Here is a 22,291-nt window from a genome sequence, read left to right on the forward strand (position 1 = left end):
TGAGGAGTGGCGAGTAACTGTCGAATGGATTTTTTACCTAATTATTTCCTGGGGAATAAGTTCGATATTTGTCGTTGCAGTCTATTATAAGAAAAAGGTAGATCAACCAAACTATGAATGGCGGATTGCAACGGGGTTAACCATCCCGGCAATACTCAGTTATTGGCCTTTAACTATATTAGCGAAAAAAAACAGGCCATCTATAGTTGTTACAGAAGCGATTATATACTGGATTCTTGGGCATGTTTTTTTATGTGCTGTTATTAGTGCTTGTTAACCGATGGTATGTCGGTAAATTTTAAATGTTTTGGGAGAGAACACTTTGTCATTTATAACGATATCCAACCTGTTAATACTGAACGGAATATTGTTTGGATTATTATTTTGTTTATTTATTTATTTGCTTATTTTTAAAGTGGTGGAGTTACGAAAAGAAAAAAATAAGCAGATGTTGATGGAAGAATTGGATCCTCTTTTTTTGGACTTTGTAGTTTCAGGGGTGAATCAGCCAGACTTTTCTCAAGTGGATGAAAGGATAATAGAGGATGTCCTTAGCAAATACTTAACCTTTTTCAAACAGGGGGATCAAGTTGAGCGAATTCAACACCTTGCCAGTGAGTTGCTTTCCGATTTTTATAAAGATAAGCTAGAACATAGACGACTTTCTGTTCGGTTGAATGCTCTTTATCAGCTAGAAAATTTTCACTTGATTACATTTCAAGAACAGTTGGAAGGCAAACTCAAAAAAGAGGCGTATGAAAATGCTGAAGAAAAGTTCCAGCTTGCACGAGTCTTGTCGACGTTTCAATCTGAATTGCTTTTTCAGTATCTCATTTTTCATGGTAAAGAACCAATTCCAAAGTTCATATATAAAGAAATTCTCTATCGTTTCGATGCGAGTATTTCGGTAAAGTTTCTGGACTATTACGATCAACTTCCAGAAGCTTTTCAAAAAGCAGTGATGGAATGGCTAGGTGAGACAAACACCATTCAGCATTTGCCATTTGTGGAGTCTAAGCTATCGAATGATAAAGTCGAGGTTCGTATTAGTGCTCTGAAAGCAATAGCCTCAATTGGATACGTGAGTGATGTAGATCAGTTAATTCCGTTCGCGGAATCTAAGGTAGAGCCAGAAAGAATTTTGTTTGCTCGAATTGCGAAAAAACTTCAACGCGAGCGTTTGAAAAAGTATATCGTCGAGTTAACGTCAGATCCAAGTTGGTTTGTACGCCAAGCTGCTGGAGAAGCAATTGCCAGTTATCCAGATGCCAACATTCTTTTTTTATACATTCTAGAAAATACAACAGATCCGTTTGCAAAAGATTTAGCCTTGCAATGGGTCGAGGAGGTGGGCGACAATGGATAATTTATTGGAAGGCTTCAGTTCGTATCTTTTGCCTGTAATCGTGTATGGGTTTATCGGATACATGTCCATCAGTATCTGTGTGTATATCGTTATTTTTGTAGTGTCTGCCATCGATTTAAGAAAAAAGTATAAGTTGAATGAAGAGGATGCCTACGAAGATTATCTTAATTCAGCAGATACAAAGCCTTTAACGGTCATTGTCCCAGCTTACAATGAGGAAGCAGGGATAATTGGATCTGTGAGATCTTTGTTAAGTATGAATTATCCGGAATATGAAATTGTCATTGTGAATGATGGAAGTAAGGATCGAACGCTGGAGTTAGTAGTGGAACGGTTTGAAATGAAACCAGTATCGAAGCCTATTCGCATGAAGCTGCAGACGAAACCAGTCAAACAATTGTACCAATCAGTAGTCTATCCAAATGTCTATTTAATTGATAAAGAAAATGGTGGGAAAGCCGATAGCTTAAATGCAGGAATTAATGTTTCCCATTACCCATTTATTTGCTCGATAGATGGGGATTCTGTTCTAGATCGAAATTCATTTGTAAAAGTGATGAAACCAATCATCGAATCAGATGAACAAGTGATTGCAACAGGTGGTAGTGTACGCGTGGCCAACGGATCTGTTATCCAGCGTGGAGAAATTATGAAAATTTTCTTACCAAGGTCTCCTCTCGTCGTGATGCAAGTTATTGAATACTTACGTGCTTTTCTTATCGGAAGAAATGGATTAAGTCAATTTAATCTATTATTAATCATTTCAGGTGCTTTTGGTGTATTTAATAAACAATGGGTTCTTATGGCAGGGGGGTATCGAACCGATACAGTCGGCGAGGATATGGAGCTAGTTGTAAGGCTACACCGATTAAATATCGAAAAAAAAGCCAATCGAAAGATCATTTACATTCCAGATCCAGTTTGTTGGACAGAGGTGCCGGAGTCTCTACAAATCTTGAGACGTCAACGCGCCAGATGGCAAAGAGGGTTATTTGAATCGTTATGGACCCATCGATCTATGTTATTTAATCCGAAATATGGGTTAGTAGGAATGGTGTCCATGCCCTTTTACCTCATATTTGAGTTGCTTGGTGTATTTGTAGAAGCGATTGGTTATTTAATCATCCCGTTAGGATTCTTGTTTTCATTTATTAATACACCATTTGCGATTTTAATGACAATTTTAACTATTTTATTAGGTTCTTTTTTGTCGGTAGCTTCTGTACTACTGGAGGAGTGGAGCGTAAAAAGATATCCATTGCCGAAGGATCTTGTTTCCTTATTTTTCTTTGGCTTAAGCGAAAGCTTTTGGTATCGTCCGATGACGATTGTATGGCGTTTGCAAGGGCTCTGGGAAGTGTTAAGACGCTCTAAATCATGGGGGGAAATGACTAGAAAAGGGGTATCAGAGTAAGAAGGATGCTGGAATATAACTATAATTTTCCAATCTAAGGAAGTTACAGAATAAAAGGCTTAGACTGTGTCAATTGGTTGGATCTCGATTCATAGTTGCTATAAATTGCGACATAAGGGGTGAACCTATATGCCAGCGCTCCGGCAGAATACTCCGCTTTCCGCGGGCACGGCCTCAATCTCCTCGGAAGAAACCCACTTCCTGCGGGGCTTTCACCTCGTGCTGTTCCCGCAGGAGTCTCCGTATTCTGCCTACGCTCAGGTATGGTTTTCTGAAATTAATGTAGAGCATTGCTAGAATAAAACAAGTTGATTGTGATCATTCAGTCGCTATTTTTATAAAAGTGACAGTATGATAGGGCGCTGACATTCAGTCCTTTATAATTACGGAAACGCAACGACAAGTGTTCCTTAAGCTCGAATAAAAGAACAGATGCCCTATACATGTCTAAAATAGGGTGAAAAGTTACAGTAGACAGTTGTCCCATCTGGCTATAACCTTCCTAGCAGGACCAATAAATAATTGTCTACCGCGTACAGTATGTTGATTGGAGTGGAGGGTAATCGACTCCTGCGGGAACAGCACGAGTTGAAGACCCCGCAGAAAAGCGAATTTTGCTTTTTGAGGAGGCTGAGACCGTGCCCGCGGAAAGCGATTACCCGCAACGGAAATCAGCATCGTACTCACACCGAGCAGTCACAAAACCGATGGTTTTATAGCACCTTTTACTATTTCGTTATGTCGCAGCCTTAAGTATTAAAACTCATTCCATTCATCCGTCATTGTTCTTACAAGTGGTTTGAAATCCTGCGAATAAGCGAGCATTTGTGAGTAAATCAAATCTAACTGAGGGAGTCTATATCTTTTCAGACAAAATCACACAAAAGAAAAATCCGAACTGATTCGAATTCTAATGAAAGAGTATCGAACCATAGTTCGGATTTTATGATTGACTAAAATATATTTGTCCCGATTTTATTCGGTGTTAATTAATTCCTTCAAACAAATCTTGCAGGATATAATACGATTGTTTCAATCGAGGATTGGAGGTTGGTTGATTCCATTCCTTCCAGCTATACGTAGTAAAGGATAGCTCGTTTTTCTGTTTAGTTGCTGGTAAACGTACCTGCTTTCCATCGATTGTGCTGACAAAACTGAAGGATATTCCTTCTATAGTGTCAGAGCTTGTTAACCCGTCTTTCCATACATCCCCTAAAACTTCTCGTTTACTAGGATCCTTGAAATTTAACAATAGCCATGGAAGGCGAAGTTCTAAGACTCCGGTTTTAGGATTATAGGAATAATCGGTTAAGGAATTGTAGTCCTCTGATTCAGGATTTCCATTTCCCTTTTGAAGCAGTCCCGTTACGTACGATTCGAATGGGATTTTTTCTCCTGTTGCAGGGATCGTTAATCCTTTATTAAGTGCTAGCCGAATGTCGTTATATTTCCCGCTGTTCTTCATAGGAATTTCCGATTGATTGATAAAATTGTGATACTGGAAGTAGAACGGATCATAATAACTGTCTACTACTACTTTTGATTCCTCTTGACTAAGCTTTACGATGAAGTCGATTCCTTCCGTTGAAGCTAAAGAAGAATCAAAGGGGACCGTAGTATTTCCTTGATTGTTCTTTGTTTGAAGAAGTAAATAGCTTTCCGGTAAATCTTTTACATAGTTTGAGTCGAATTGAATAGCTGCATATACATATTGTTCATCATGATTGATTTGGAAGAACTGCACTCCTGGTTGTTCGGAATTAACCTGTAGAGTGTTCTTCAGTTTTTTCCAGTCAGATAGTTTACCATCTACTTTCACCTTCAACGGATCAAAGCTCAACAATCCAAAGTGTTGTTCGTTCGTTTGGGCATTGGACCAAAAAGGTCTACGATCAGGATTATCTAATTCAGCGGTATTCCAAGTCCGCTTAAACCACTCATCCTGCCAAGTAAAGACAAGCCCGCCCATGTAATCTTCCTTCATGATATCCTCAAAAAGATGGGCGTTAATCTCCCCTTGTGCTTTCTCTGAATGTCCGCCTTGATTCCATCCATAAGGATTCGTATGTGTTATACCTCGACTAGACGGTACACCAAACTCGGCAACTAGAACAGGCATGTCATGAGCTTGTCTTAAGTCATGAAGATAACCGGCGTACGCATTTTTTTCTCCACGATGATCCACATAGTTTAAATAATCCGGGGTGTGATTTAAAAAGTCCGGATAGTATGGGTAGACGTGATAGGAAGCAAACAGACCTGGTTCATAATCATCAACAGCTTTAATATGATTTGGATCAACTCCAACAAGATCCTCTTGCTCTAAAGGTTCATAAGGGTGCTCCAACAGGTCTGTTGTAACCCAATTTGTAAAGCTTAATGGACGTTGCCACTGGTACGTTTCTTGTTCGTAAGTTGCTGTGTAGTCCATCATCGACGCTAACCAATATTCAAAAGGAGTAGCATTCTCCGTATAGATAACTTCGCCTTTGTACTGTCCGTTCCCAGAATGGACTTGATTTGTGTTTTCTACCATATAAGGGTACCACTCAATACCAAGTACGTACCCAGAAACATACTCCGATATATCCGCGTCGTAGATTCCACTCGCATGACCAGGCCGCTCCGGTAATGTCACGTTTCCGTGCAATACATCAATGGTGTTTTTAATATTTTCCTTAAATACATTAGTATTTTCAGCAGTGAAGGAATCTAGGCTCTCTTCTAAAGGTGCTTCCTCCGCCCAAACACCATGTAAGAGGTAAATAGGATTTTCTACTTGCTGATTGAACCTTTCTAATGCTCGGTAAAAATCTGGAGGTTGAATCGTGTACACACGAATCGTGTTGGCGTTCATGGCATGTATTTGTTCAAACCATGTGTAATACTCTGATTCTGTTATGGCAGCTTCGCCAGGGAAGGTGCCCGGTTTCGCCATTCCTATATTGACCCCTTTAATCGTAATCGGCTTCCAGCTTCCATCTTGATAGAGTTCCATTTTTTCATCGTTTAAACGGGCCATCAGACTGATATTTCCCATCTGAGCGACGGCTGGTTCCTTTTCGTTTTCTATTGTAATTGGTTCAGCTAATAAAGACTTCATCAGTGGTACATAGGTTTTCCAGAAAAAATTCTTTTCATTATCTTGCAGGAAGCTGTATAACACTTTCATAAAGCTAGGCAAGCCGCTATATTGATGAAATGGTGGAACAGTGGACGTATCTACAAAATCTCCAGCGAAATAATAAGTAGCTGACTGTCCATATTGAGCCCGTATAATAGCAGGAAATGATTCTGGTATTCCGATTTCTTCAAGCTTTTTTGCATGTTCTTTTGATAGGTTTAATTGATAAGAAGCGAGTACCTCTCCTGCGGTAGGCTCATTTATGTCAAACCAATACCCGTAAGGAACACTCTTTTCCATCCCGGTTATTTCTGTTCCTTTTTCGTCAAAAGTGAAGGTAATTCCATCTTCGTAATTTTCTTGTTCATCTTCTAAAACAAAAATACGTCCATCTTCATGTGAAAAAATGTATCCATCCTTTTTAAAGGACCATGTTTCGCCTGTTTGCTTCTCATAAGCTTGTACCGCCCAATCAGGTAGTTCATTTTCATTATTCAAATTGAGCGTTGAAAAGTACCTGCCAATCCAACCAGACCAATGTAGACCAAGAATACTAGAGATCGATTCCCTAGTTTCCTTTGTTGTTGGGGAAGCAAAGCTGTTGAATTCCATGAAAAGTTTCATTGGTTTTTCCTTTAAAGAAGAAGCGATAATCGTAACCTCATCATTCGATAAGCCACCTGTTACTTTCTCACTAGTACGCTGCTCCTGCTCTTCATAGATTCCGTACGTATCCGATATATAAAGTATATTGCTCTTTTTTACTTGTTCCTGTAGGAGATCTAAATGATCCTCCTGTTTGTTGTCCGGATGGTATCCGTAGTAATCTTGTACACTTATTTCACTACCATTGGTATCAGAATACTTTAAATGGTTAAGTAACCAGGTTATGCCATGGTGTTCACGATAGGTTTCTGACGGCACAGTTTTGTCGATAATAGTAACAATAGAACTCTCCTTATTGGAAAACATCCAAATAAGGAAAGGTAGTAGTAAAATAGCTACAAAACCACATATAATAAGCACTGTTTTTTTCAAACGTATCACTCATTTTCTCTTAAAATAGATTACGTCTGATGATACCATAAACATAAAAGGAATACAGAAAGATTTTTCAATGAATATCAAGAAAAATTTGGATGATGGAGATGATCTTTATAATCATTCAAAACACGAGTAACCACCATCTAGGAGTGAAGCTTTTTGAAGAAATATCAAGACATGTTTGTACACAAATATCGCTCGATTTTAGATACATGGGAAGAGAAAGAAACCGTTAATAATCAGGATATATATCGTTTTCTGCATTCGATTAAAGGAACAGCCTCTTCAATTGGGTTCGAAAATCTCACGGAATTAGCGATAAAGCTATTAGAGAGAATCGATACAGAGGCCGAGCATGATTGGAAGGAGCAAGATTGGAGAACTTTTGTTCAGCCAATTGCCCTCTTACTAAATGCTGATATAAAAGAAGAGAAGCAAGAATTGAAAACATTAAAAGGTTCACAGTATGCCATTTTAATTATTGATGATGACATGGAAGTGGTGAATAAGTGGAGAGAGCAATTCGAGGAAAAGGGGATCATGGTACTCATTGCCATGGATGTAAAACGGGCAATAAAAATATTCTATGATATGCAACCGGAAATGATCATTATTGGGCTAAAGTTTACGAATATCATTCGTTTAATGGACAACATATCAAAGGTCGCTTTAAGTACCTTTACTCCTGTAATGGGAGCGGGTGAATTTACAGATTCCGAGAAAATTCAATTATATAAAGCCGGCGTACAAGACCATTTTACAAAATCTGTTCGTTTTTCTGTGTTATATGCCTTGATTGAAAATCGGTTGAATTTCCGCAAGCTGCTAAAGTCACAGATTATGGTGGACGAATTAACCAATGCATATAATCGGACATTTTTACATGATATGTGGAGTCATCACACAGACCTCTATGAAAGTAAAAACCAGCCTTTTACGATTGCATTGTTAGATTTAGACAACTTTAAAGAAGTAAACGATAAGCACGGACACAATTTTGGGGATGTAGTCCTCAAAGAGTTTTCCAATCTGATACTGGATGAAAAAAGAAATCAAGATTATTTCATACGTTATGGTGGGGAAGAGTTTATCTTATTCCTTCCGGGAACCACAGAAGAACAAGGTGCTAAGTTAGTGAATGACTTACTAGATAAATTTAAAAAACTTCCTTTTACCAATGACAAGAATGAAACCTTGTATATTAGCTTTACCGCGGGCGTATCAGAATACAGTTCTCAGGATCGTGTGTTGGAGGACTTAGTTAAGAAAAGCGATGACGCTTTATACCATGGAAAAGAGTCAGGGAAAGGACAAGTACAAATCTATCATTCAAATATAAACCTACGTTCGTTTAAGGAAGACCATAAGGTTTTAAAAATTGGGATCGTGGATGATGACCGAATTATTCAACGGATGCTAAGTGATCAACTATCTCGCATGGCTTTGGCGGATTACCATGTCGAAGTAAAAACGTTTCGAGAAGGAGAAACCTTTATTGAGTCGGATTGGTATAAGCATCCAGGCAAATATGTCATTTTATTGGATGGAATTATGCCAAGAATGGATGGGATTGAAGTCTTACGCAAGCTTAGAAGCTCTAGGAATGATCAAAACATGGCTATTATTATGCTGACAGGAAGGCAAAAAGACAGTGATATTGTCCAAGCACTCGAATTAGGTGCTGATGATTACATTACGAAGCCATTTAGTTTAAAACAATTAGAAGCAAGAATAAGACGGATTGTAAATCGGATGTTCTAAGGAAGGAGCATTTACATGGCAAAGATATTAATAGCTGATGATGAAGAAGTTTTACGGCTGCTAATCTGTGATACGTTAGAAGATGAAGGACATCTGGTCGTCCAAGCAGTAGATGGGATAGATGCTTTGGACAAAATTCACGAGGACACGTATGACTTAGTTATTTTGGATTTTATGATGCCAGGATTATCTGGGGTAGAGGTAGCAAGGAAGCTTGATGAAGAGTGGAAAAAGGAAACGCCGATACTAATGCTTACCGCAAAAACCCAACAAGCAGATATGGAAGAAACTAAAGCGGCTGGTATTCCTTTTTTCATGTCTAAACCTTTCAGTCCTGCTGAGTTGGCTTTACTAGTGGAGGATATTCTCCATGCTTAAGTTTTTTAAGAAATCAATTCGCTTACAGTTTTTATTTATTATTATGGTAACACTAATCATCGCCTTTATTGGTCTATCCGCGATATTTAGTTTTCAAAGTGTAGTCAAAAGCAGCTATGTGGAAGATAGAGAAGTCTTAAGTACTAAACGCGATCTCATTCACGATATGGAAGAGAGCTATAACAAATTAGTCCTGCATGTTCGTGGCTATGTGGCTTTCCATAATGAGGATGAATTAAGGCTTGCTGAACTATATGTGAAAAATTTGAAAGAAGACTTATATGAGTTTGAACAGTTGAATCTTAATGAAAAGGAATACAATATAGTAAGTCAATTTGAGATATTTCTTAATACGTATTGGGAGCAATGGTTACCGGAAGCAAAGCCAATCGTGGAAGCGGGAAATTACGAAGGATTAAAAGCATTTAGTAGTACCAATTCTACCACGACATTAGTGAATGACTTAATTCAAAACTTAGAACAAATTTCTGAGCAGTTAAATAGTGAGTTGAAGCAAATTAATCAGGAATTTCTGGATTGGTTAAACTTAATTTCCTTATCTCTTGTTCTTTATCTTATTGTGATCTTCCTCGTATTAAGTATTGCAGCAAGACGGTTAACGTTAACAATTGGAAACCCTCTTCATGAACTATCTGAGGCGGCATCGTTAATTGCAAAAGGAGAAAACACTCAAATAAGTGTATTAAAACGTGCAGATGAATTGGGGACACTCTCTCAAAGTTTTGCCGATATGGTTGAAAAGATTAAAGATCGGGAGTCTAATTTATCTACTCAAAATGAGCGACTGATCCAGCAAAGGGAACAGTTGGAGCTCTATGTAAATGATTTGAAAAACCTTAACCTTGCACTAAACGAGTCTTCGATTGTTGCGATTACAGATGCAAAAGGAAAATTTTTATCTGTTAACCAAAAGTTCTGTGATATCTCGAAATTTTCGGAAAAAGAACTGATAGGAGAACACTACTTACGACTGTCTGTCCCGGACCAAAAAGATACAATAACTGATATAGACACACAAATGGAAGATGGACGGATTTGGAGTGGCGAGTTAAAAAATCAACGTAAAGATGGCTCCATCTATTGGGTGTATGCAACGATTGTTCCTTATTTTGATGAAAATAGAAGGATCCAACAATTTGTTTCGATCCAACAGGAAATTACGGCTATTAAAGAACATCAAGTTCAATTAGAAGCATCCATCCATGAACATGAAAAAACAAAGGAAACGTTACAAAGGTTCAATCAACTGAACCATGCTTTATCTACAACCTACAAAAAACAAGAATTAGTGGAGGAAGTATTAGACCATATTGCTTCCATTTATAAAATTGATAAAGGGATATTATTTTTACATCAGTCAGATGAGTACTCTGGTATAGGAATAAGTAAAAACGAGGAACACGAATTTAAACGTTCCTTCCAGATTGTAACGAATAGATTACAATCTAATCCAATCACTTATACGACTGAACGAAAAACTGAAAAGGAAGCTACAGGCTATCATACGAATACAACTAGTTATGATTTGCATGCACCGATTACGAACTCAGCAGAAGAACTAATGGCCGTTTTAATCATCACTCGAATAGATCACCCATTTGATGAAAAGGAAATCCTAGAAATTGATGGGATTCTTAAACGAATCGCGCTCTCCTTAGAACGTATAGAGTTTTTTGAGCAGACAGAAAACAATAGACAACTAAATCAGGATATTATTGATAATATTAATGAAGGGATTCAATTCGTGAATCAAGAAGGATGTCTCATCCACTATAACCAAAAATGGTTGGATTTCTTCGCAATAGGTCATGTCCCTGACTCTATTTCCTTATATCAATATGAAACATGGTCTGCTTGTTCTTTAGAACACGTCCATGAAAAGGAAAAGCTAGAGAAGTTTATGAAGGAAGCCATCTTTGAGGAGGACAATCAGGAGGTTACCTACCAATTTGAAGTTGAAAATTCTCACAGTCGGGTCTTAGTCGTGTATGCCGAAGCGGTTTATCATGCAGGTCAACGAATGGGAACGCTATTTGTATATAGAGATATTACTGCTGAATATGAAGTAGACCAAATGAAATCCAACTTAGTAAGTACGGTGAGCCATGAGTTACGAACACCACTAGCTTCCGTATTAGGCTACACGGAGCTTATGATTAACAAGGAATTAAAGCCAGAACGTCAAGAAAGATATCTAAAAACGATTCATAAAGAGGCACAAAGGTTAACAAGCCTTATTAACGATTTCTTAGACTTGCAAAGAATGGAAGCAGGCCGTCAAGAATACGTGATGAAAAAGGTGGATATGGTGCAGCTTGCTTCAGATGTAGTAAATAGCTTTGAAGCGAAACGAAAGAGCCATCCTATTACGATAAAAAATCCGAGTCAATCTGCCTTTGTAATGGCTGATGCTAGAAGTATGACCCAGCTATATAACAACTTGATTGGAAATGCGATTAAGTTTTCTCCAGACGGAGGAGATATCGTAATTTCCTTTAATACAAGTGACGATCAGCTGTTTATTCATATTTCCGATAACGGGATAGGAATCCCAGATCATGAAATCAACCGTTTATTTACGAAGTTTCACCGGATAGATCATTCCGATCAGCGTAAGATTGGTGGAACAGGCTTGGGGTTAGCAATCTGTAAAGAAATAGTGGATGCTCATAATGGGAAAATTACCGTTCGTTCAGAAGTTGAAATCGGAAGCGTCTTTACTATTATTTTACCTTTAACTCAACCAGAGAGTCAGGTGGAGACAGAACAAGATAATACACTACCTGAAGTTATCTTAGTTGAGGATGATAGAAGCTTATCACGTTTATTAGAGGATGAGTTGCAGGACACCGGATTCTGTGTTCGCACCTTTGCATCAGGTAAGAAAGTACAGGAGAAGATGGAGCAGCTTGCTCCAGACGCGTTTGTTATTGATTTAATGCTTGGAGATGGACCAAATGGTTGGGAAGTCATCCATTCCATTAAGCAATATGAGCATTTAGTGAATGTTCCGATTTTTATTTCAAGTGCCTTAGAAGAGAAAGAAAAAGGTCAGCAATTAGGAGTTACAGATTATTTAACGAAACCGTATCCGCCAAACAAAATATCGACCGTGATTTTACAAACGTTATTACAATATAAAAAGGAAGGACAAATCCTTTTTGTGGATGAAGAGAAATAGCCCCGTATTCACGGGGCTATTTTTATGGCTTTTTTACCTAACAGCTTACTTCAACTGGTTATGTTGCTCAAGCTTGCGTTCAAGCTCTTGCAACTGTTGCTGTTCAGCAGGGGATGCACTTGTAAAAGCAGACTGGATAACACTACGAGCAGATTCTTTCTCTTGCTCGGTTGGGTTTTGTGAATTAGTAAACTGCGCAACAGCGTCTTTTGCTTGTTTAAACATATTAGTCGCCATGTTTGCCATCGTTAAAAACCTCCTAGTGAATTGGTTTCAGCTTCTTCTCGTTTACGCTCTACATCTGTAAAACGTTCACGATACGGGAAACGCTCGTCATGTCTTTTTACAGAATCGGCACCTTGTTGAGTAAAACGTTTTGATTTACTTTTTTTACTCATTCGTTAACCCTCCTGATCCTTTCTGTGAAAGGGGATAAAAAAAGCCTGAACGCGACGTGCGTTCAAGCATAGTATGGTTTCACACGATAAAGTTTATGATTCGAAAATCATGGAAAAATTAATGGACATGTACGTTAAGGTTTAAATATTCTTCTAAGAAAATGCCGATGCCATCTTCTTCATTAGAGGCAGTGACATGCTTTGCAATTTTCTTTAATTCATCAATCCCATTATCCATGGCAACCCCAACACCTGCATATTCAATCATTTCTAAATCGTTGTCTTCGTCTCCAAAAGCAATGATATTGGAGACAGGAATATTGAAATAATGAGCGATTTTTTGTAAGCCAACCGCTTTGTTCATCCCTTTTCGAACAATTTCAATGACGTTCCACGGAGCTCCCCATTTTCGATGCTCAATAACAGACGCGTGTTCATCATCTAAATGTTTACGAAGCTCCCCGATATGATCTTCCCTTGGATGTATCAGAATGGAAGTAGGGTCTTCCATTAATTCCGTTTTTAGGCTGCCGATTTGAATCACAGAATCCTCGGTGTTTGCGTGAAAAATCTCCATCAATGCTTCATCATACTGATCTATGTAGATTTGGTCTCTCACTTCTGCCAATACATTTCGCACTCCTAGCGAATAACAGGAATCCACAATTTTTAATGCGGTCCGAATTGGTAATGGGCTATGAAGTGCATCCCATTTAGGATCATTAGGATGGTGAATAAGAGCTCCGTTGAAATTCACCATAGGAGTATCTAGACCAAGTTCACGGTAATAATCGATACTTGCTCGGTGAGGGCGGCCAGTAGAAATTACTACAATATGACCTTCTTCCTTCGCTTTTAATACCGTTTTTTTCGTTCGTTCGCTTATGATTTTGTCATCTGTTAGTAGGGTCCCATCTAAATCTAATGCAATCATATGTCTGCCATTTTCCATTTTTATCACCTCTTATGTAAGTATAGTGTATAGGTCTAGCAAATATCTGTAAAGATTTTGTCAAAAGTAGCATTGTCTTTTGCAACGATAGTCAATTCATACTATTATGGAAGTAGAATGTAGAACACAGTAGATAGAAGGGAATTACATATAATGATTGTGGTATTTAAAGAGCGTTGGCAAGACATACCGGTATTGACGGTAGTGGAATCAGCAAAGAAAAATGAAGCTTTGCCTGTACTAACGTATTTTCACGGATACACAAGTGCAAAGGAACACAACTTACCGATTGCTTATTTGTTAGCAGAAAAAGGGTACAGAGTAGTGCTTCCGGATAGTTTACATCACGGTGAAAGAGAAGATGGCATTCCTCATGCGGAAAGGGAACTGCAATTCTTTCATATTGTGGAACAAAATTTAAAGGACTTATCTACAATAAAAAGGGAGTTAGATGCTAACCATTTGATAAAAGAAGAGCGTTTTGGGGTTGCTGGTACGAGCATGGGTGGGATCACAACAGCAGCAGCGCTTACCCAATTTCCATGGATCAAAGTAGCTGCAATATTAATGGGCTCCCCCAAAATTGCAGAATATGCTCAACAGATTGTCAATGAAGTGAAGAAATCCATGCGCAATTTTCCGATGTCGGATGAGCAAGTTGATGAGGTTCTTCAATCGCTTCAGAGCATTGACTTATCCAAGCAAATGGATAAGCTGATGGGAAGACCGTTATTTTTCTGGCATGGAGATAAGGATCCGGTAGTTCCGTTCGATCATTCGTACAGCTTTTATGAGGAAGTAACGAAACAGTATAAAAATCCAGAAAACATTCGTTTCCTTCGTGAAGTAGGAAGAGGACATAAAGTAAGTAGGTTTGCTACATTGGAAACAGTGAAATGGCTAGAATTCCAACTCTAGCTTGATTCTTTAAAAATAGGAAGCTTTTTGTGTATAATAGGAGTAGTAATTCGAAGGAGGGATAAGCATGGATGAAGCTTTACAAGAAAACCTGATGGGTGCACTAGAGAATGTGATTGACCCTGAGCTTGGTATAGATATCGTAAACCTTGGTCTTGTTTACGGAGTAGATTTAGACGAGGATGGAACGGCTATCGTCACGATGACGTTAACAGCTATGGGGTGTCCATTGGCTGGTCACATTGAACAAGATGTGAAACGAGTATTAGAAGATATTCCAGAAGTAAAAGATACAGAAGTAAAAATCGTGTGGAGTCCACCATGGTCAAAAGATCGAATGTCTCGCTATGCGAAAATTGCACTAGGAATTCCAGATTGATTATGTAAAGTCCTTACGCTGTAGGGACTTTTTTTATTGGCTGTTTTCTGGAAAGATTAGGCATTTCAACTGCAGTGTCCGTGCATCCTATATGAGAAAAGAACAATAAACTCACGCTTTGAATAGGATATCCTAACAAACTAGGTAGAGGTGTTAAGGATGGATCCATTCAACTTTCACAAAATGTTCCAAGGAATGAATCCAAATCATTCTTTTTCTCCTGATTATTTAAAGGATATAAGAGGAATGGTGGATGAATATAAACAAGTTTTAGATGAAGACTTTTGGAATTCCGTTAACGGGATGGGAAGACGTAAAAAAACATTTTATAATCAACTCCCGATAGAGATTTGGGATAATGAAACGAATCTTTTTTTGTTAGTGTTCGTTCCTGGTCTGACGGATGCAAATGATGTAAAGCTTACGTTTCTTTCTGAAAGCAGGATATTACTAAAAGCAAACGTAAAGCGCCCACAACCACCTACATCCACCAAATTAGTTGAATCCGATTTTAATGATGAAGTCCTACAACGCGAATTGGATTTTCCATATCCGATTCATAAAGACAATTATCATGTTTATGTAGAGGAAAGTATGGCTACCTTTATTTTTAAAAAGAGTAAAAAACGAAACAAGGAAGAATCGATACCTATTGATTTCTAGTAGGAGTGATTGTTTTGGGAGATGTTCAAGTCAACATCGGAAACCTAAAAGTCTTTCATATATCCGGAACTTCTTCTTTAATTATTGGGAAAAGCACACTATCTGATATGAATAGTGAATCGAAAACCAATAATGGGATTGGCAGTGCTTATGGGGACGGATCTAATATTAATATGAGCTCACGAAAATCCGCTATATATGACCAGGATCAACTTGACAGTTTTCATGAAGAGGTGCCACCTGCCAGATTGTGGGGGCAGGTAAAAGAAGAATGAAGCCGAGTACCCAAAAAGGGAAACTCGGCTTATTTAGTCTTCAAGACCAAGGGAAGGGGTATTTACTGGCATAACCGTGTCCGCTCCATCTGGATCAAATACAGAGGAACCAATGATTTGGAAATAGTTATAATCGAAGTCCCCATATACCTCGCCAGCATTTAGGTTGTTTTTTACCTGACTATTTAAAGACATATACTGATTTTCTCCAATTCCTATCGATGCGGTGTTCTCTAATGCATTAACTTTTATTCCTCCAATTATGTTGACCCCAATTGGATCCACTCCAAAGCTCATTCACTTACACCCTTTTTTATAGAAAGTTGCAATATGCCCGCTTTGTAGTCAAAAGAAATACTATTCTTCCTTATATAAGTTGGAAACCGAATCAGTCGATAAAAGGGACCTTCAAATATCTCTTGGGCCACTAATTGATTGATGTGATCTGGATGAGAGGAATAAACATTTCCTTTTATTTCGAGATCTTGATCATTAAGAAGCTTTACATGTAGATTCTCTTTTTGAACACCAGGCAAGCTCATCCTTATATAATAGTCCGTATCAGACTCATATACGTCAATTCTTGGTGTTCGAACCTGGATATCCTCTTTTGTTTCTACTGTTTCTTGGCTGTTTTTTCCCGATATCATGAATCCGTCCCCCTTTGAATATGTATAATAATATATTCGAGAAAGATGGGATACGTGAGGGAGTTGCCTATGAAAGAAAGGATAGAACGGCTAGAAGCAGAAAACACCATGCTTCGGAAACAGCTGAATGAATACATTTATTATATCAATCACCTTCCTGCTTACGAATATCATTTGGGGAAAATAAAAATTGAAAAAGTGAAAGGGACCCTTCAACTAGGAGAACTAGTGGAAGAAAATAGTGAACAAATAGGGATCCATAAAATTTTTGTGAAGGAATTAGAAATACGAGAAATTGAAGGGACAGGGATAGTAGGGGTTGGAGTTACAAAGAAGAAAGTAACAACATCTAAACCTCACATTGTTCCACCGGAAGAAGCCACGGAACGAATAAAAAAGATATATCAACAAATAAAAGAGACCCTACACATTCAAGTCGTCCCGATATTGTTTCAAAAATTAGCTGTTAAGGAGAACGTGTTAGAGCAAACATGGAAAAACATTCAAGTGAACTGGAATCACCAGAAAGGTAATTTTCAATTATTTTCGAGGAATATGGAGGAGCACTTAAAAAAAGTAAAAGAAACGATAGGAATGTACGTGTCTCCTAATATGATTGTAAGACCTGACATTGTGAAGAAAGTAGAGGACGACTTAGAGGCACAAATTAAAACGGATTGGCTTTTATTCGGTTTAATAAGGGAAATAATGCCAGGCGTTCTCGGACAACTTGACAAGGAAGACTTCCTATTAGATAAACTGCCGAGTCAAGCAACTCAAGAGCTGCTTAAAAAGATTAAAGATGCGTACCAACTAAAGCATCTTTCCGACTCCTTAAACAAACTGGATGGTCAAATAGCCATTTTAGAAACTCTTTATTCTCAGTTGTTAGTTCCACTTCATAAATATGGAGTAGATGAGGTGTTAGCATGGGATATATTCAAAGCTTCCAAGCAATATTTTTTCTCAGATTTCCAGGTTGAATTCAACTTGGAGATCCAAGAAATGGCTTTTCTGTTTGAAAACTTAATGGAAGAGATAAAAAATATACCGAAGTATTTGCTTTTAGAGCTTGCTTTAGTGGTAGTAGCAGAAGAAAAAGCGGGAGGGAATCCATGAAATGATCCCTTCCCGCTTTTTTGTGTGTTCATTATAATAAAATAATCGCAATGATCCCTACCACAATACAATAATAGGTGAAATATTTTAGATTACCTTTGGCCATGATGTTCATAAACCACTTCAAGGAGAAGTAGGTTGCGATTACCGATGCAAGAAAGGCTAATACATACGGGATCCATAACACATCAATATTTGGATCATTTATGATGTCTTCAATCGATAGTAACAATGTACCTAAGCTGACTGGAATATATAATAGGAAAGAAAAGCGTAATGCTGTATCTTGCTTTAGACCGAGTAGCATAGCTGCTACGATTGTAGAGCCAGATCGGCTAATCCCCGGAATTAAAGCCACGGCTTGAGCAAGTCCAATGATTATGGCCTCTTTCACCGTAATGTTTGCTTCTCCTTTATGTCCTTTGATGTTCCGTATAATCCAAAGGGCAATCCCTGTGATAATGAGCGTAATCCCAATCATTTCTGGCGCACTAAAGGTTTCTGCGATTTGGTCTTCGAATAGTATTCCAATGACCCCTGCAGGTATCGTAGCAATGACTAAATAAAAAATAAACTGGAAATCTGATTTCCCTTCTTTTTTCTGAGTGAAAACATAGCCAACACCATTTTGTAAGAGTCTCATAATATCCTGTCGATATATGATTAGGACAGCAATTAAAGAACCGAAGTTAACGAGTACTTCAAAGGATAGTCCCTCTAAGTCCATCCCCATTACATGTTGCAAAAGGACAAGGTGTCCACTAGACGATATTGGAATAGGCTCTGTAAACCCTTGGAACAAGCCTAAAAATATGTACTTAAATACAACCCACATACTTACAAAAGTATCCATAAAAATCCGCTCCTTGACGATGAATTTTGCGTTAATATTTCCTTATTATATAGTCACACACCTAGAATCCTCTGAATAGTCTGTAGCAGAAGGAGGAGGTACTATGATGAACAGACCACACAATCACCATCATATATACGACCTTTGCCATAAACATATGAATAAATATGTGTTAGCAGAGCTTGCTGATGGTTCCAAAGTGGATGGTATTATTACAGGGTTAGACAATGAGAACGTGCACATGGCGGTTCCTTTGGAAGCCCATGAAATGTATCCGGATTACGGGGACTATCGCTTCGGACCAGTGGGTTATCCATATGGTTACGGATATGGGTACGGTTACCCACCAAACCGTTTCCGTCGATTGATTCTTCCACTAGCTGCACTCGCGACAATCAGTGCACTACCTTGGTATTAATCCAACAAGAAACCCTTGCCAGAAATAAGGCAAGGGTTTACTTCCTTTTTATTCAAACGTGTTATTCTGACTTCTCTCTTAATGCTCCTTCACCTAATCCGATAACAGCTACTAGGAAAAGAACGGTTAGAACTAGAACGGAGCTAAGCTCGAATGGCTCTCCAGCCATATTAGATAAAACATATGTAACTAGAGCACTTAATAGGAAAGCCCATATTGCTGCAACTATTACTCGCACAACGATCACCTCTATCTATAGACATTCTAATTGTAGTTTACCAAAAGCTTATAAAAAAATAAACAAAAAATCATCGTTATTCAAAAAATCGACGCCACTTACATAGACTGTATAAAAGGTAATGATGGGAGGGCGAGTGGATGATCGTTATCAATAATTGCTTTCATTGGATTGGCTATCATCTCCTCCAGAAGTTTTTAGAGGGAGGCTATGAGGTTATGGGATGTGATCCTATAACTAGTGAAAAACGAGAACATCTTTCCATGTTCGTTGGGAGGAATAGCCATTTTGAATGGATGGAAACTTTACCTGATGCTAGGAAGAAGGAATCCGATATTATTTATATCGATGTTCAACCCCATGTTCTCTTTATCCAGCTTGAGGATAACCAAACACACACAATCTCAACCCCCATGTTGTTTGGAGAGTTCATGGATCGAGAAGACGACGGTTTTGAGTATAAGGATACCTTTATATCTTTTGAATCTAAAAAATTCAATGAAGAAGCGGTATGGATAGAAGATTTCGTTGACATTCTTTTCAGCCTTTTCAAGGAAAATCAGTTAAATAAGGACTGGAAGGTAAAGTCTTTATCTAAGTCAATGAGAGAGGAAGAGGACGGGGATGAGGTTATTTATGTAAGGCAAACGGATACAGTTTCGAATCGATTGCAACTAATTGACGAGCATTACCAACAATACACTAATTTATATTAATGTAATCAGATTGTAAAATGAAAGTCGTTTACCTCCTACTTTTTACAAGGTAGAATAGTACTAGTAATGCAATTGTTCGGAATAGGAGTGCGCATATTGAGAAAATTAGCTTCTGTATTCATAATCTGTCTCATTGTTGCTCTACTTTCTAGTTGTAATGTGAATTCACAGCAGCAAAACATTAACAAAGTAGGAATGCTAGTTGAAGGCTCCATTAATGATCAATCCTGGGGAAGTAAAGGGTACAAGGGATTGTTAGAAATAAAAGAACAATTCGATGTTGACGTTTATTTTAAAGAAGGGGTTACGACCCAGCAACAAGTAAACCATGCTATCGAAGAGTTTGCGAACCAAGGGGTTAACCTTGTGTTTGGACATAGTAGTATTTATGGAAAGATGTTTAAAGATATCGCAAATGAGTATCCGGATGTTCATTTTGTTTATTTTAATGGAGGATACAGCGATGACAATCTAACCAGTCTTAATTTTAGTTCCCACGCGATGGGCTTCTTTGGTGGAATGGTCGCAGGGAAAATGACGAAAACGAACCAAGTGGGTATTATCGCAGCACATGAATGGCAACCAGAAATTGAGGGTTTTTTTGAAGGGGTTAATTATCAAAATCCAAATGCAGAAGTGAAGATGGAGTTTGTAAATGGTTGGGACAACACAGAACGTGCTTTAGACTTATTTAAATCTTTAAAAGAAGAAAATGTAGATGTGTATTACCCAGCTGGAGACTCTTTTAGCGCACCTGTCATTAATCGAGTACGTGAGGCAGGACTTTATGCGATTGGATTTGTTACCGATCAATCGAATTTGGGAGAGAACACCGTTTTAACAAGTACGGTGCAATATGCGAATCGTTTATATGTACAAGCCGCAGAAGACTTTAATGTAGGCGAGTTGCAAGGTGGAATATTTACCTTTGATTTCCAAGATGGAGTGGTGGAAATGGGGGACTTCAGTCCAAAGGTTCCGGGTGAATTTGTAGCTGATCTTGAGAGACATATTGATAACTATAAGGAAGATGGCTTATTGCCAAACGAAAGATAAAGAGACTGACCGAAGGATGGTCAGTCTTTTTTTCTGTTTAAAAAACGTTTGGAGATGCTTTTAACATATGGGGATAATTGGTCATAAGTTTTCATAACAGTCTGTGCAGTGTCCATTAGGTCAAACGCTTCATCGTCCGACTCCGATTGCTTGGACGGTTGTCTTGTTGGTGGTCCATAAGGTCTGCGATAGGGGTGGGGATTAGGAAATTGGTGGGGAGCTCTTTGTTGCTGCTTCCCTTTTTGAAAAAACATACAATCACCTCCTACTCTATAGTCTATTATAGGTGGAAAAATGTGAGCAGGCGTCTATCCAAGGGATTAAAAAAAGGGATAAGGGATTAGGAACTTGAATAAAAATGAATTATCGATTAAAATTAGGACCAAGTCTTAATATATGATATAAATTCAACAAGAAAGGATGAAATACATGAATGCAGGTGTTTTAGGGACTGGACATTATGTGCCAGAAAAAATAGTAACAAATGCAGATTTAGAAAAAATTGTTGACACGAGCGATGAATGGATCCGTACTAGAACAGGGATTGAAGAAAGAAGAATCGCAGAGGATGACATGGATACATCCGACATGGCATACTTGGCAGCGGTTCGTGCTTTAGAAGATGCAAAGATTACGGCAGAAGATTTAGACCTAATTTTAGTTGCAACCGTAACACCTGACACACCGTTTCCTTCTGTCTCTTGTATGATTCAGGACCGTTTAGGGGCTAAAAAGGCAGCTGCGATGGATCTTAGTGCAGCCTGCTCAGGCTTTATGTACGGAATGATAACCGCACAGCAATTCATTGAAAATAATGCCTATAAACATATATTAATTATAGGAGTAGAGAAACTGTCCAAAATTACGGACTGGACAGACCGCAATACGTGTGTATTATTTGGTGATGGCGCTGGAGCTGCCGTAATCGGACCTGTAAGGGAAGGGAAGGGGATACTATCCTTTGAACTCGGAGCAGACGGGGGCGGAGGAAAGTATTTATACCAAGACAAAGAATACCTTAGTATGAATGGTCGTGAGGTATTTAAATTTGCGGTACGTCAGATGCCAGAATCCAGCGTAAATGTCGTAGAAAAAATCGGATTAAAAAAAGAAGATGTGGACTATTTGATTCCTCATCAAGCTAATATTCGAATTATGGATGCAGCTAGAGAGAGACTAGGAATCTCAGTAGATAAAATGGCTACTTCTGTTCGTAAGTATGGAAATACATCCGCAGCATCTATTGCAATTGCTTTGTCCGAAGATGCAAAAAACGGTAAAATAAAGGAAGATGATTTAGTCGTTTTAGTTGGATTTGGTGGCGGACTAACGTGGGGTGCTGTAGCGCTTCGCTGGGGCGTTTAATT

General features: G+C 38.4%; 23 protein-coding genes. 14 read left to right on the forward strand and 9 right to left on the reverse strand.

The genetic code is table 11. The features are described 5' to 3' along the window. Positions 1-322 precede the first annotated feature (322 nt). Together KO561_RS06245 and KO561_RS06250 are read left to right on the forward strand one after the other, a co-directional pair. Positions 323-1,366: a HEAT repeat domain-containing protein gene (locus KO561_RS06245; protein WP_231096265.1), complete on the forward strand. Its 1,044-nt coding sequence runs from the start codon at positions 323-325 to the stop codon at positions 1,364-1,366. Then, positions 1,359-2,780: a glycosyltransferase family 2 protein gene (locus KO561_RS06250; protein ID WP_231096266.1), complete on the forward strand. Its 1,422-nt coding sequence runs from the start codon at positions 1,359-1,361 to the stop codon at positions 2,778-2,780. Before KO561_RS06245 ends, KO561_RS06250 begins: the two co-directional genes overlap by 8 nt. 985 nt (positions 2,781-3,765) lie before the next feature. Here KO561_RS06250 and KO561_RS06255 read toward each other — a convergent pair. Beyond that, entirely contained in the window at positions 3,766-6,942 is a 3,177-nt protein-coding gene (locus tag KO561_RS06255) for a glycoside hydrolase family 113 protein (protein ID WP_231096267.1), read from the reverse strand. Between the two features lie 165 nt (positions 6,943-7,107). Between KO561_RS06255 and KO561_RS06260 the strand changes: the two genes are divergently transcribed. Genes KO561_RS06260 through KO561_RS06270 form a run of 3 tightly spaced genes read left to right on the forward strand, consistent with a single transcriptional unit; the run spans position 7,108 to position 12,289 of the window. Next, positions 7,108-8,709, forward strand: coding sequence for a diguanylate cyclase (locus KO561_RS06260; RefSeq protein ID WP_231096268.1), 1,602 nt, complete (start codon positions 7,108-7,110; stop codon positions 8,707-8,709). Between the two features lie 15 nt (positions 8,710-8,724). Continuing rightward, on the forward strand, positions 8,725-9,087 hold the full coding sequence (locus tag KO561_RS06265) for a response regulator transcription factor (RefSeq protein WP_231096269.1): 363 nt from the start codon (positions 8,725-8,727) through the stop codon (positions 9,085-9,087). Next, on the forward strand, positions 9,080-12,289 hold the full coding sequence (locus KO561_RS06270; protein WP_231096270.1) for an ATP-binding protein: 3,210 nt from the start codon (positions 9,080-9,082) through the stop codon (positions 12,287-12,289). Before KO561_RS06265 ends, KO561_RS06270 begins: the two co-directional genes overlap by 8 nt. A 45-nt stretch (positions 12,290-12,334) precedes the next feature. Here KO561_RS06270 and KO561_RS06275 read toward each other — a convergent pair whose 3' ends face one another. The 3 genes from KO561_RS06275 to KO561_RS06285 form a co-directional block, all read right to left on the reverse strand. Continuing rightward, complete coding sequence (locus KO561_RS06275) at positions 12,335-12,535, reverse strand: DUF3813 family protein (protein ID WP_231096271.1); 201 nt, start codon at positions 12,533-12,535, stop codon at positions 12,335-12,337. A gap of 2 nt (positions 12,536-12,537) precedes the next feature. Next, positions 12,538-12,687, reverse strand: coding sequence for a hypothetical protein (locus KO561_RS06280; protein ID WP_231096272.1), 150 nt, complete (start codon positions 12,685-12,687; stop codon positions 12,538-12,540). Positions 12,688-12,805: 118 nt separating this feature from the next. Further along, positions 12,806-13,639 (reverse strand): Cof-type HAD-IIB family hydrolase, encoded by an 834-nt coding sequence (locus tag KO561_RS06285; RefSeq protein ID WP_231096273.1) that lies wholly within the window; start codon positions 13,637-13,639, stop codon positions 12,806-12,808. 153 nt (positions 13,640-13,792) lie between these two features. Here KO561_RS06285 and KO561_RS06290 point away from each other — a divergent pair, with 153 nt between their 5' ends. The 4 genes from KO561_RS06290 (at position 13,793) to KO561_RS06305 (ending at position 15,874) form a co-directional block, all read left to right on the forward strand. Then, entirely contained in the window at positions 13,793-14,557 is a 765-nt protein-coding gene (locus KO561_RS06290; RefSeq protein ID WP_231096274.1) for a prolyl oligopeptidase family serine peptidase, read from the forward strand. A gap of 67 nt (positions 14,558-14,624) precedes the next feature. After that, positions 14,625-14,936, forward strand: coding sequence for a metal-sulfur cluster assembly factor (locus KO561_RS06295; protein WP_231096275.1), 312 nt, complete (start codon positions 14,625-14,627; stop codon positions 14,934-14,936). Positions 14,937-15,095: 159 nt separating this feature from the next. After that, a complete protein-coding gene (locus tag KO561_RS06300; RefSeq protein WP_231096276.1) occupies positions 15,096-15,599 on the forward strand; it encodes a hypothetical protein in 504 nt (167 codons plus the stop codon). A 14-nt stretch (positions 15,600-15,613) separates the two neighbouring features. Beyond that, a complete protein-coding gene (locus tag KO561_RS06305; protein ID WP_231096277.1) occupies positions 15,614-15,874 on the forward strand; it encodes a spore germination protein in 261 nt (86 codons plus the stop codon). Between the two features lie 33 nt (positions 15,875-15,907). Here the strand turns inward: KO561_RS06305 and KO561_RS06310 are convergent, their stop codons facing one another. Together KO561_RS06310 and KO561_RS06315 are read right to left on the reverse strand one after the other, a co-directional pair. Further along, a complete protein-coding gene (locus tag KO561_RS06310) occupies positions 15,908-16,171 on the reverse strand; it encodes a spore germination protein (protein WP_231096278.1) in 264 nt (87 codons plus the stop codon). Further along, a complete protein-coding gene (locus tag KO561_RS06315) occupies positions 16,168-16,524 on the reverse strand; it encodes an Hsp20/alpha crystallin family protein (RefSeq protein ID WP_231096279.1) in 357 nt (118 codons plus the stop codon). Before KO561_RS06315 ends, KO561_RS06310 begins: the two co-directional genes overlap by 4 nt. A 69-nt stretch (positions 16,525-16,593) precedes the next feature. Here KO561_RS06315 and KO561_RS06320 point away from each other — a divergent pair, with 69 nt between their 5' ends. After that, complete coding sequence (locus KO561_RS06320) at positions 16,594-17,643, forward strand: hypothetical protein (RefSeq protein ID WP_231096280.1); 1,050 nt, start codon at positions 16,594-16,596, stop codon at positions 17,641-17,643. A 31-nt stretch (positions 17,644-17,674) separates the two neighbouring features. Here the strand turns inward: KO561_RS06320 and KO561_RS06325 are convergent, their stop codons facing one another. Further along, positions 17,675-18,496 (reverse strand): undecaprenyl-diphosphate phosphatase, encoded by an 822-nt coding sequence (locus KO561_RS06325; protein WP_231096281.1) that lies wholly within the window; start codon positions 18,494-18,496, stop codon positions 17,675-17,677. A 103-nt stretch (positions 18,497-18,599) separates the two neighbouring features. Here KO561_RS06325 and KO561_RS06330 point away from each other — a divergent pair, with 103 nt between their 5' ends. After that, complete coding sequence (locus tag KO561_RS06330) at positions 18,600-18,914, forward strand: hypothetical protein (RefSeq protein ID WP_331000834.1); 315 nt, start codon at positions 18,600-18,602, stop codon at positions 18,912-18,914. Positions 18,915-18,975: 61 nt separating this feature from the next. Here the strand turns inward: KO561_RS06330 and KO561_RS06335 are convergent, their stop codons facing one another. Next, positions 18,976-19,152 (reverse strand): DUF2929 family protein, encoded by a 177-nt coding sequence (locus tag KO561_RS06335; RefSeq protein ID WP_231096282.1) that lies wholly within the window; start codon positions 19,150-19,152, stop codon positions 18,976-18,978. Between the two features lie 140 nt (positions 19,153-19,292). Between KO561_RS06335 and KO561_RS06340 the strand changes: the two genes are divergently transcribed. Both KO561_RS06340 and KO561_RS06345 read left to right on the forward strand, forming a co-directional pair. After that, positions 19,293-19,868, forward strand: a complete 576-nt coding sequence (locus KO561_RS06340) for a hypothetical protein (RefSeq protein WP_231096283.1) — start codon at positions 19,293-19,295, stop codon at positions 19,866-19,868. Between the two features lie 87 nt (positions 19,869-19,955). Beyond that, positions 19,956-20,924 (forward strand): BMP family ABC transporter substrate-binding protein, encoded by a 969-nt coding sequence (locus KO561_RS06345; protein ID WP_331000860.1) that lies wholly within the window; start codon positions 19,956-19,958, stop codon positions 20,922-20,924. 20 nt (positions 20,925-20,944) lie between these two features. Here the strand turns inward: KO561_RS06345 and KO561_RS06350 are convergent, their stop codons facing one another. After that, positions 20,945-21,178 (reverse strand): hypothetical protein, encoded by a 234-nt coding sequence (locus KO561_RS06350; protein WP_231096285.1) that lies wholly within the window; start codon positions 21,176-21,178, stop codon positions 20,945-20,947. 175 nt (positions 21,179-21,353) lie between these two features. Between KO561_RS06350 and KO561_RS06355 the strand changes: the two genes are divergently transcribed. Then, on the forward strand, positions 21,354-22,289 hold the full coding sequence (locus KO561_RS06355; protein ID WP_231096286.1) for a beta-ketoacyl-ACP synthase III: 936 nt from the start codon (positions 21,354-21,356) through the stop codon (positions 22,287-22,289). Positions 22,290-22,291 lie beyond the last annotated feature (2 nt).

It is taken from the genome of Radiobacillus kanasensis (assembly GCF_021049245.1).
Lineage (GTDB): Bacteria > Bacillota > Bacilli > Bacillales > Amphibacillaceae > Radiobacillus > Radiobacillus kanasensis.

Excerpts from the sequence above, each read along its gene's own strand:
- KO561_RS06250 (WP_231096266.1), top strand. The coding sequence starts at position 1,359 with ATGGATAATTTATTGGAAGGCTTCAGTTCGTATCTTTTGCCTGTAATC.
- KO561_RS06265 (WP_231096269.1), top strand. The coding sequence starts at position 8,725 with ATGGCAAAGATATTAATAGCTGATGATGAAGAAGTTTTACGGCTGCTA.
- KO561_RS06270 (WP_231096270.1), top strand. The coding sequence starts at position 9,080 with ATGCTTAAGTTTTTTAAGAAATCAATTCGCTTACAGTTTTTATTTATT.
- KO561_RS06275 (WP_231096271.1), bottom strand. The coding sequence starts at position 12,535 with ATGGCAAACATGGCGACTAATATGTTTAAACAAGCAAAAGACGCTGTT.
- KO561_RS06280 (WP_231096272.1), bottom strand. The coding sequence starts at position 12,687 with ATGAGTAAAAAAAGTAAATCAAAACGTTTTACTCAACAAGGTGCCGAT.
- KO561_RS06285 (WP_231096273.1), bottom strand. The coding sequence starts at position 13,639 with ATGGAAAATGGCAGACATATGATTGCATTAGATTTAGATGGGACCCTA.
- KO561_RS06290 (WP_231096274.1), top strand. The coding sequence starts at position 13,793 with ATGATTGTGGTATTTAAAGAGCGTTGGCAAGACATACCGGTATTGACG.
- KO561_RS06295 (WP_231096275.1), top strand. The coding sequence starts at position 14,625 with ATGGATGAAGCTTTACAAGAAAACCTGATGGGTGCACTAGAGAATGTG.
- KO561_RS06300 (WP_231096276.1), top strand. The coding sequence starts at position 15,096 with ATGGATCCATTCAACTTTCACAAAATGTTCCAAGGAATGAATCCAAAT.
- KO561_RS06310 (WP_231096278.1), bottom strand. The coding sequence starts at position 16,171 with ATGAGCTTTGGAGTGGATCCAATTGGGGTCAACATAATTGGAGGAATA.
- KO561_RS06315 (WP_231096279.1), bottom strand. The coding sequence starts at position 16,524 with ATGATATCGGGAAAAAACAGCCAAGAAACAGTAGAAACAAAAGAGGAT.
- KO561_RS06320 (WP_231096280.1), top strand. The coding sequence starts at position 16,594 with ATGAAAGAAAGGATAGAACGGCTAGAAGCAGAAAACACCATGCTTCGG.
- KO561_RS06325 (WP_231096281.1), bottom strand. The coding sequence starts at position 18,496 with ATGGATACTTTTGTAAGTATGTGGGTTGTATTTAAGTACATATTTTTA.
- KO561_RS06330 (WP_331000834.1), top strand. The coding sequence starts at position 18,600 with ATGATGAACAGACCACACAATCACCATCATATATACGACCTTTGCCAT.
- KO561_RS06340 (WP_231096283.1), top strand. The coding sequence starts at position 19,293 with ATGATCGTTATCAATAATTGCTTTCATTGGATTGGCTATCATCTCCTC.
- KO561_RS06350 (WP_231096285.1), bottom strand. The coding sequence starts at position 21,178 with ATGTTTTTTCAAAAAGGGAAGCAGCAACAAAGAGCTCCCCACCAATTT.
- KO561_RS06355 (WP_231096286.1), top strand. The coding sequence starts at position 21,354 with ATGAATGCAGGTGTTTTAGGGACTGGACATTATGTGCCAGAAAAAATA.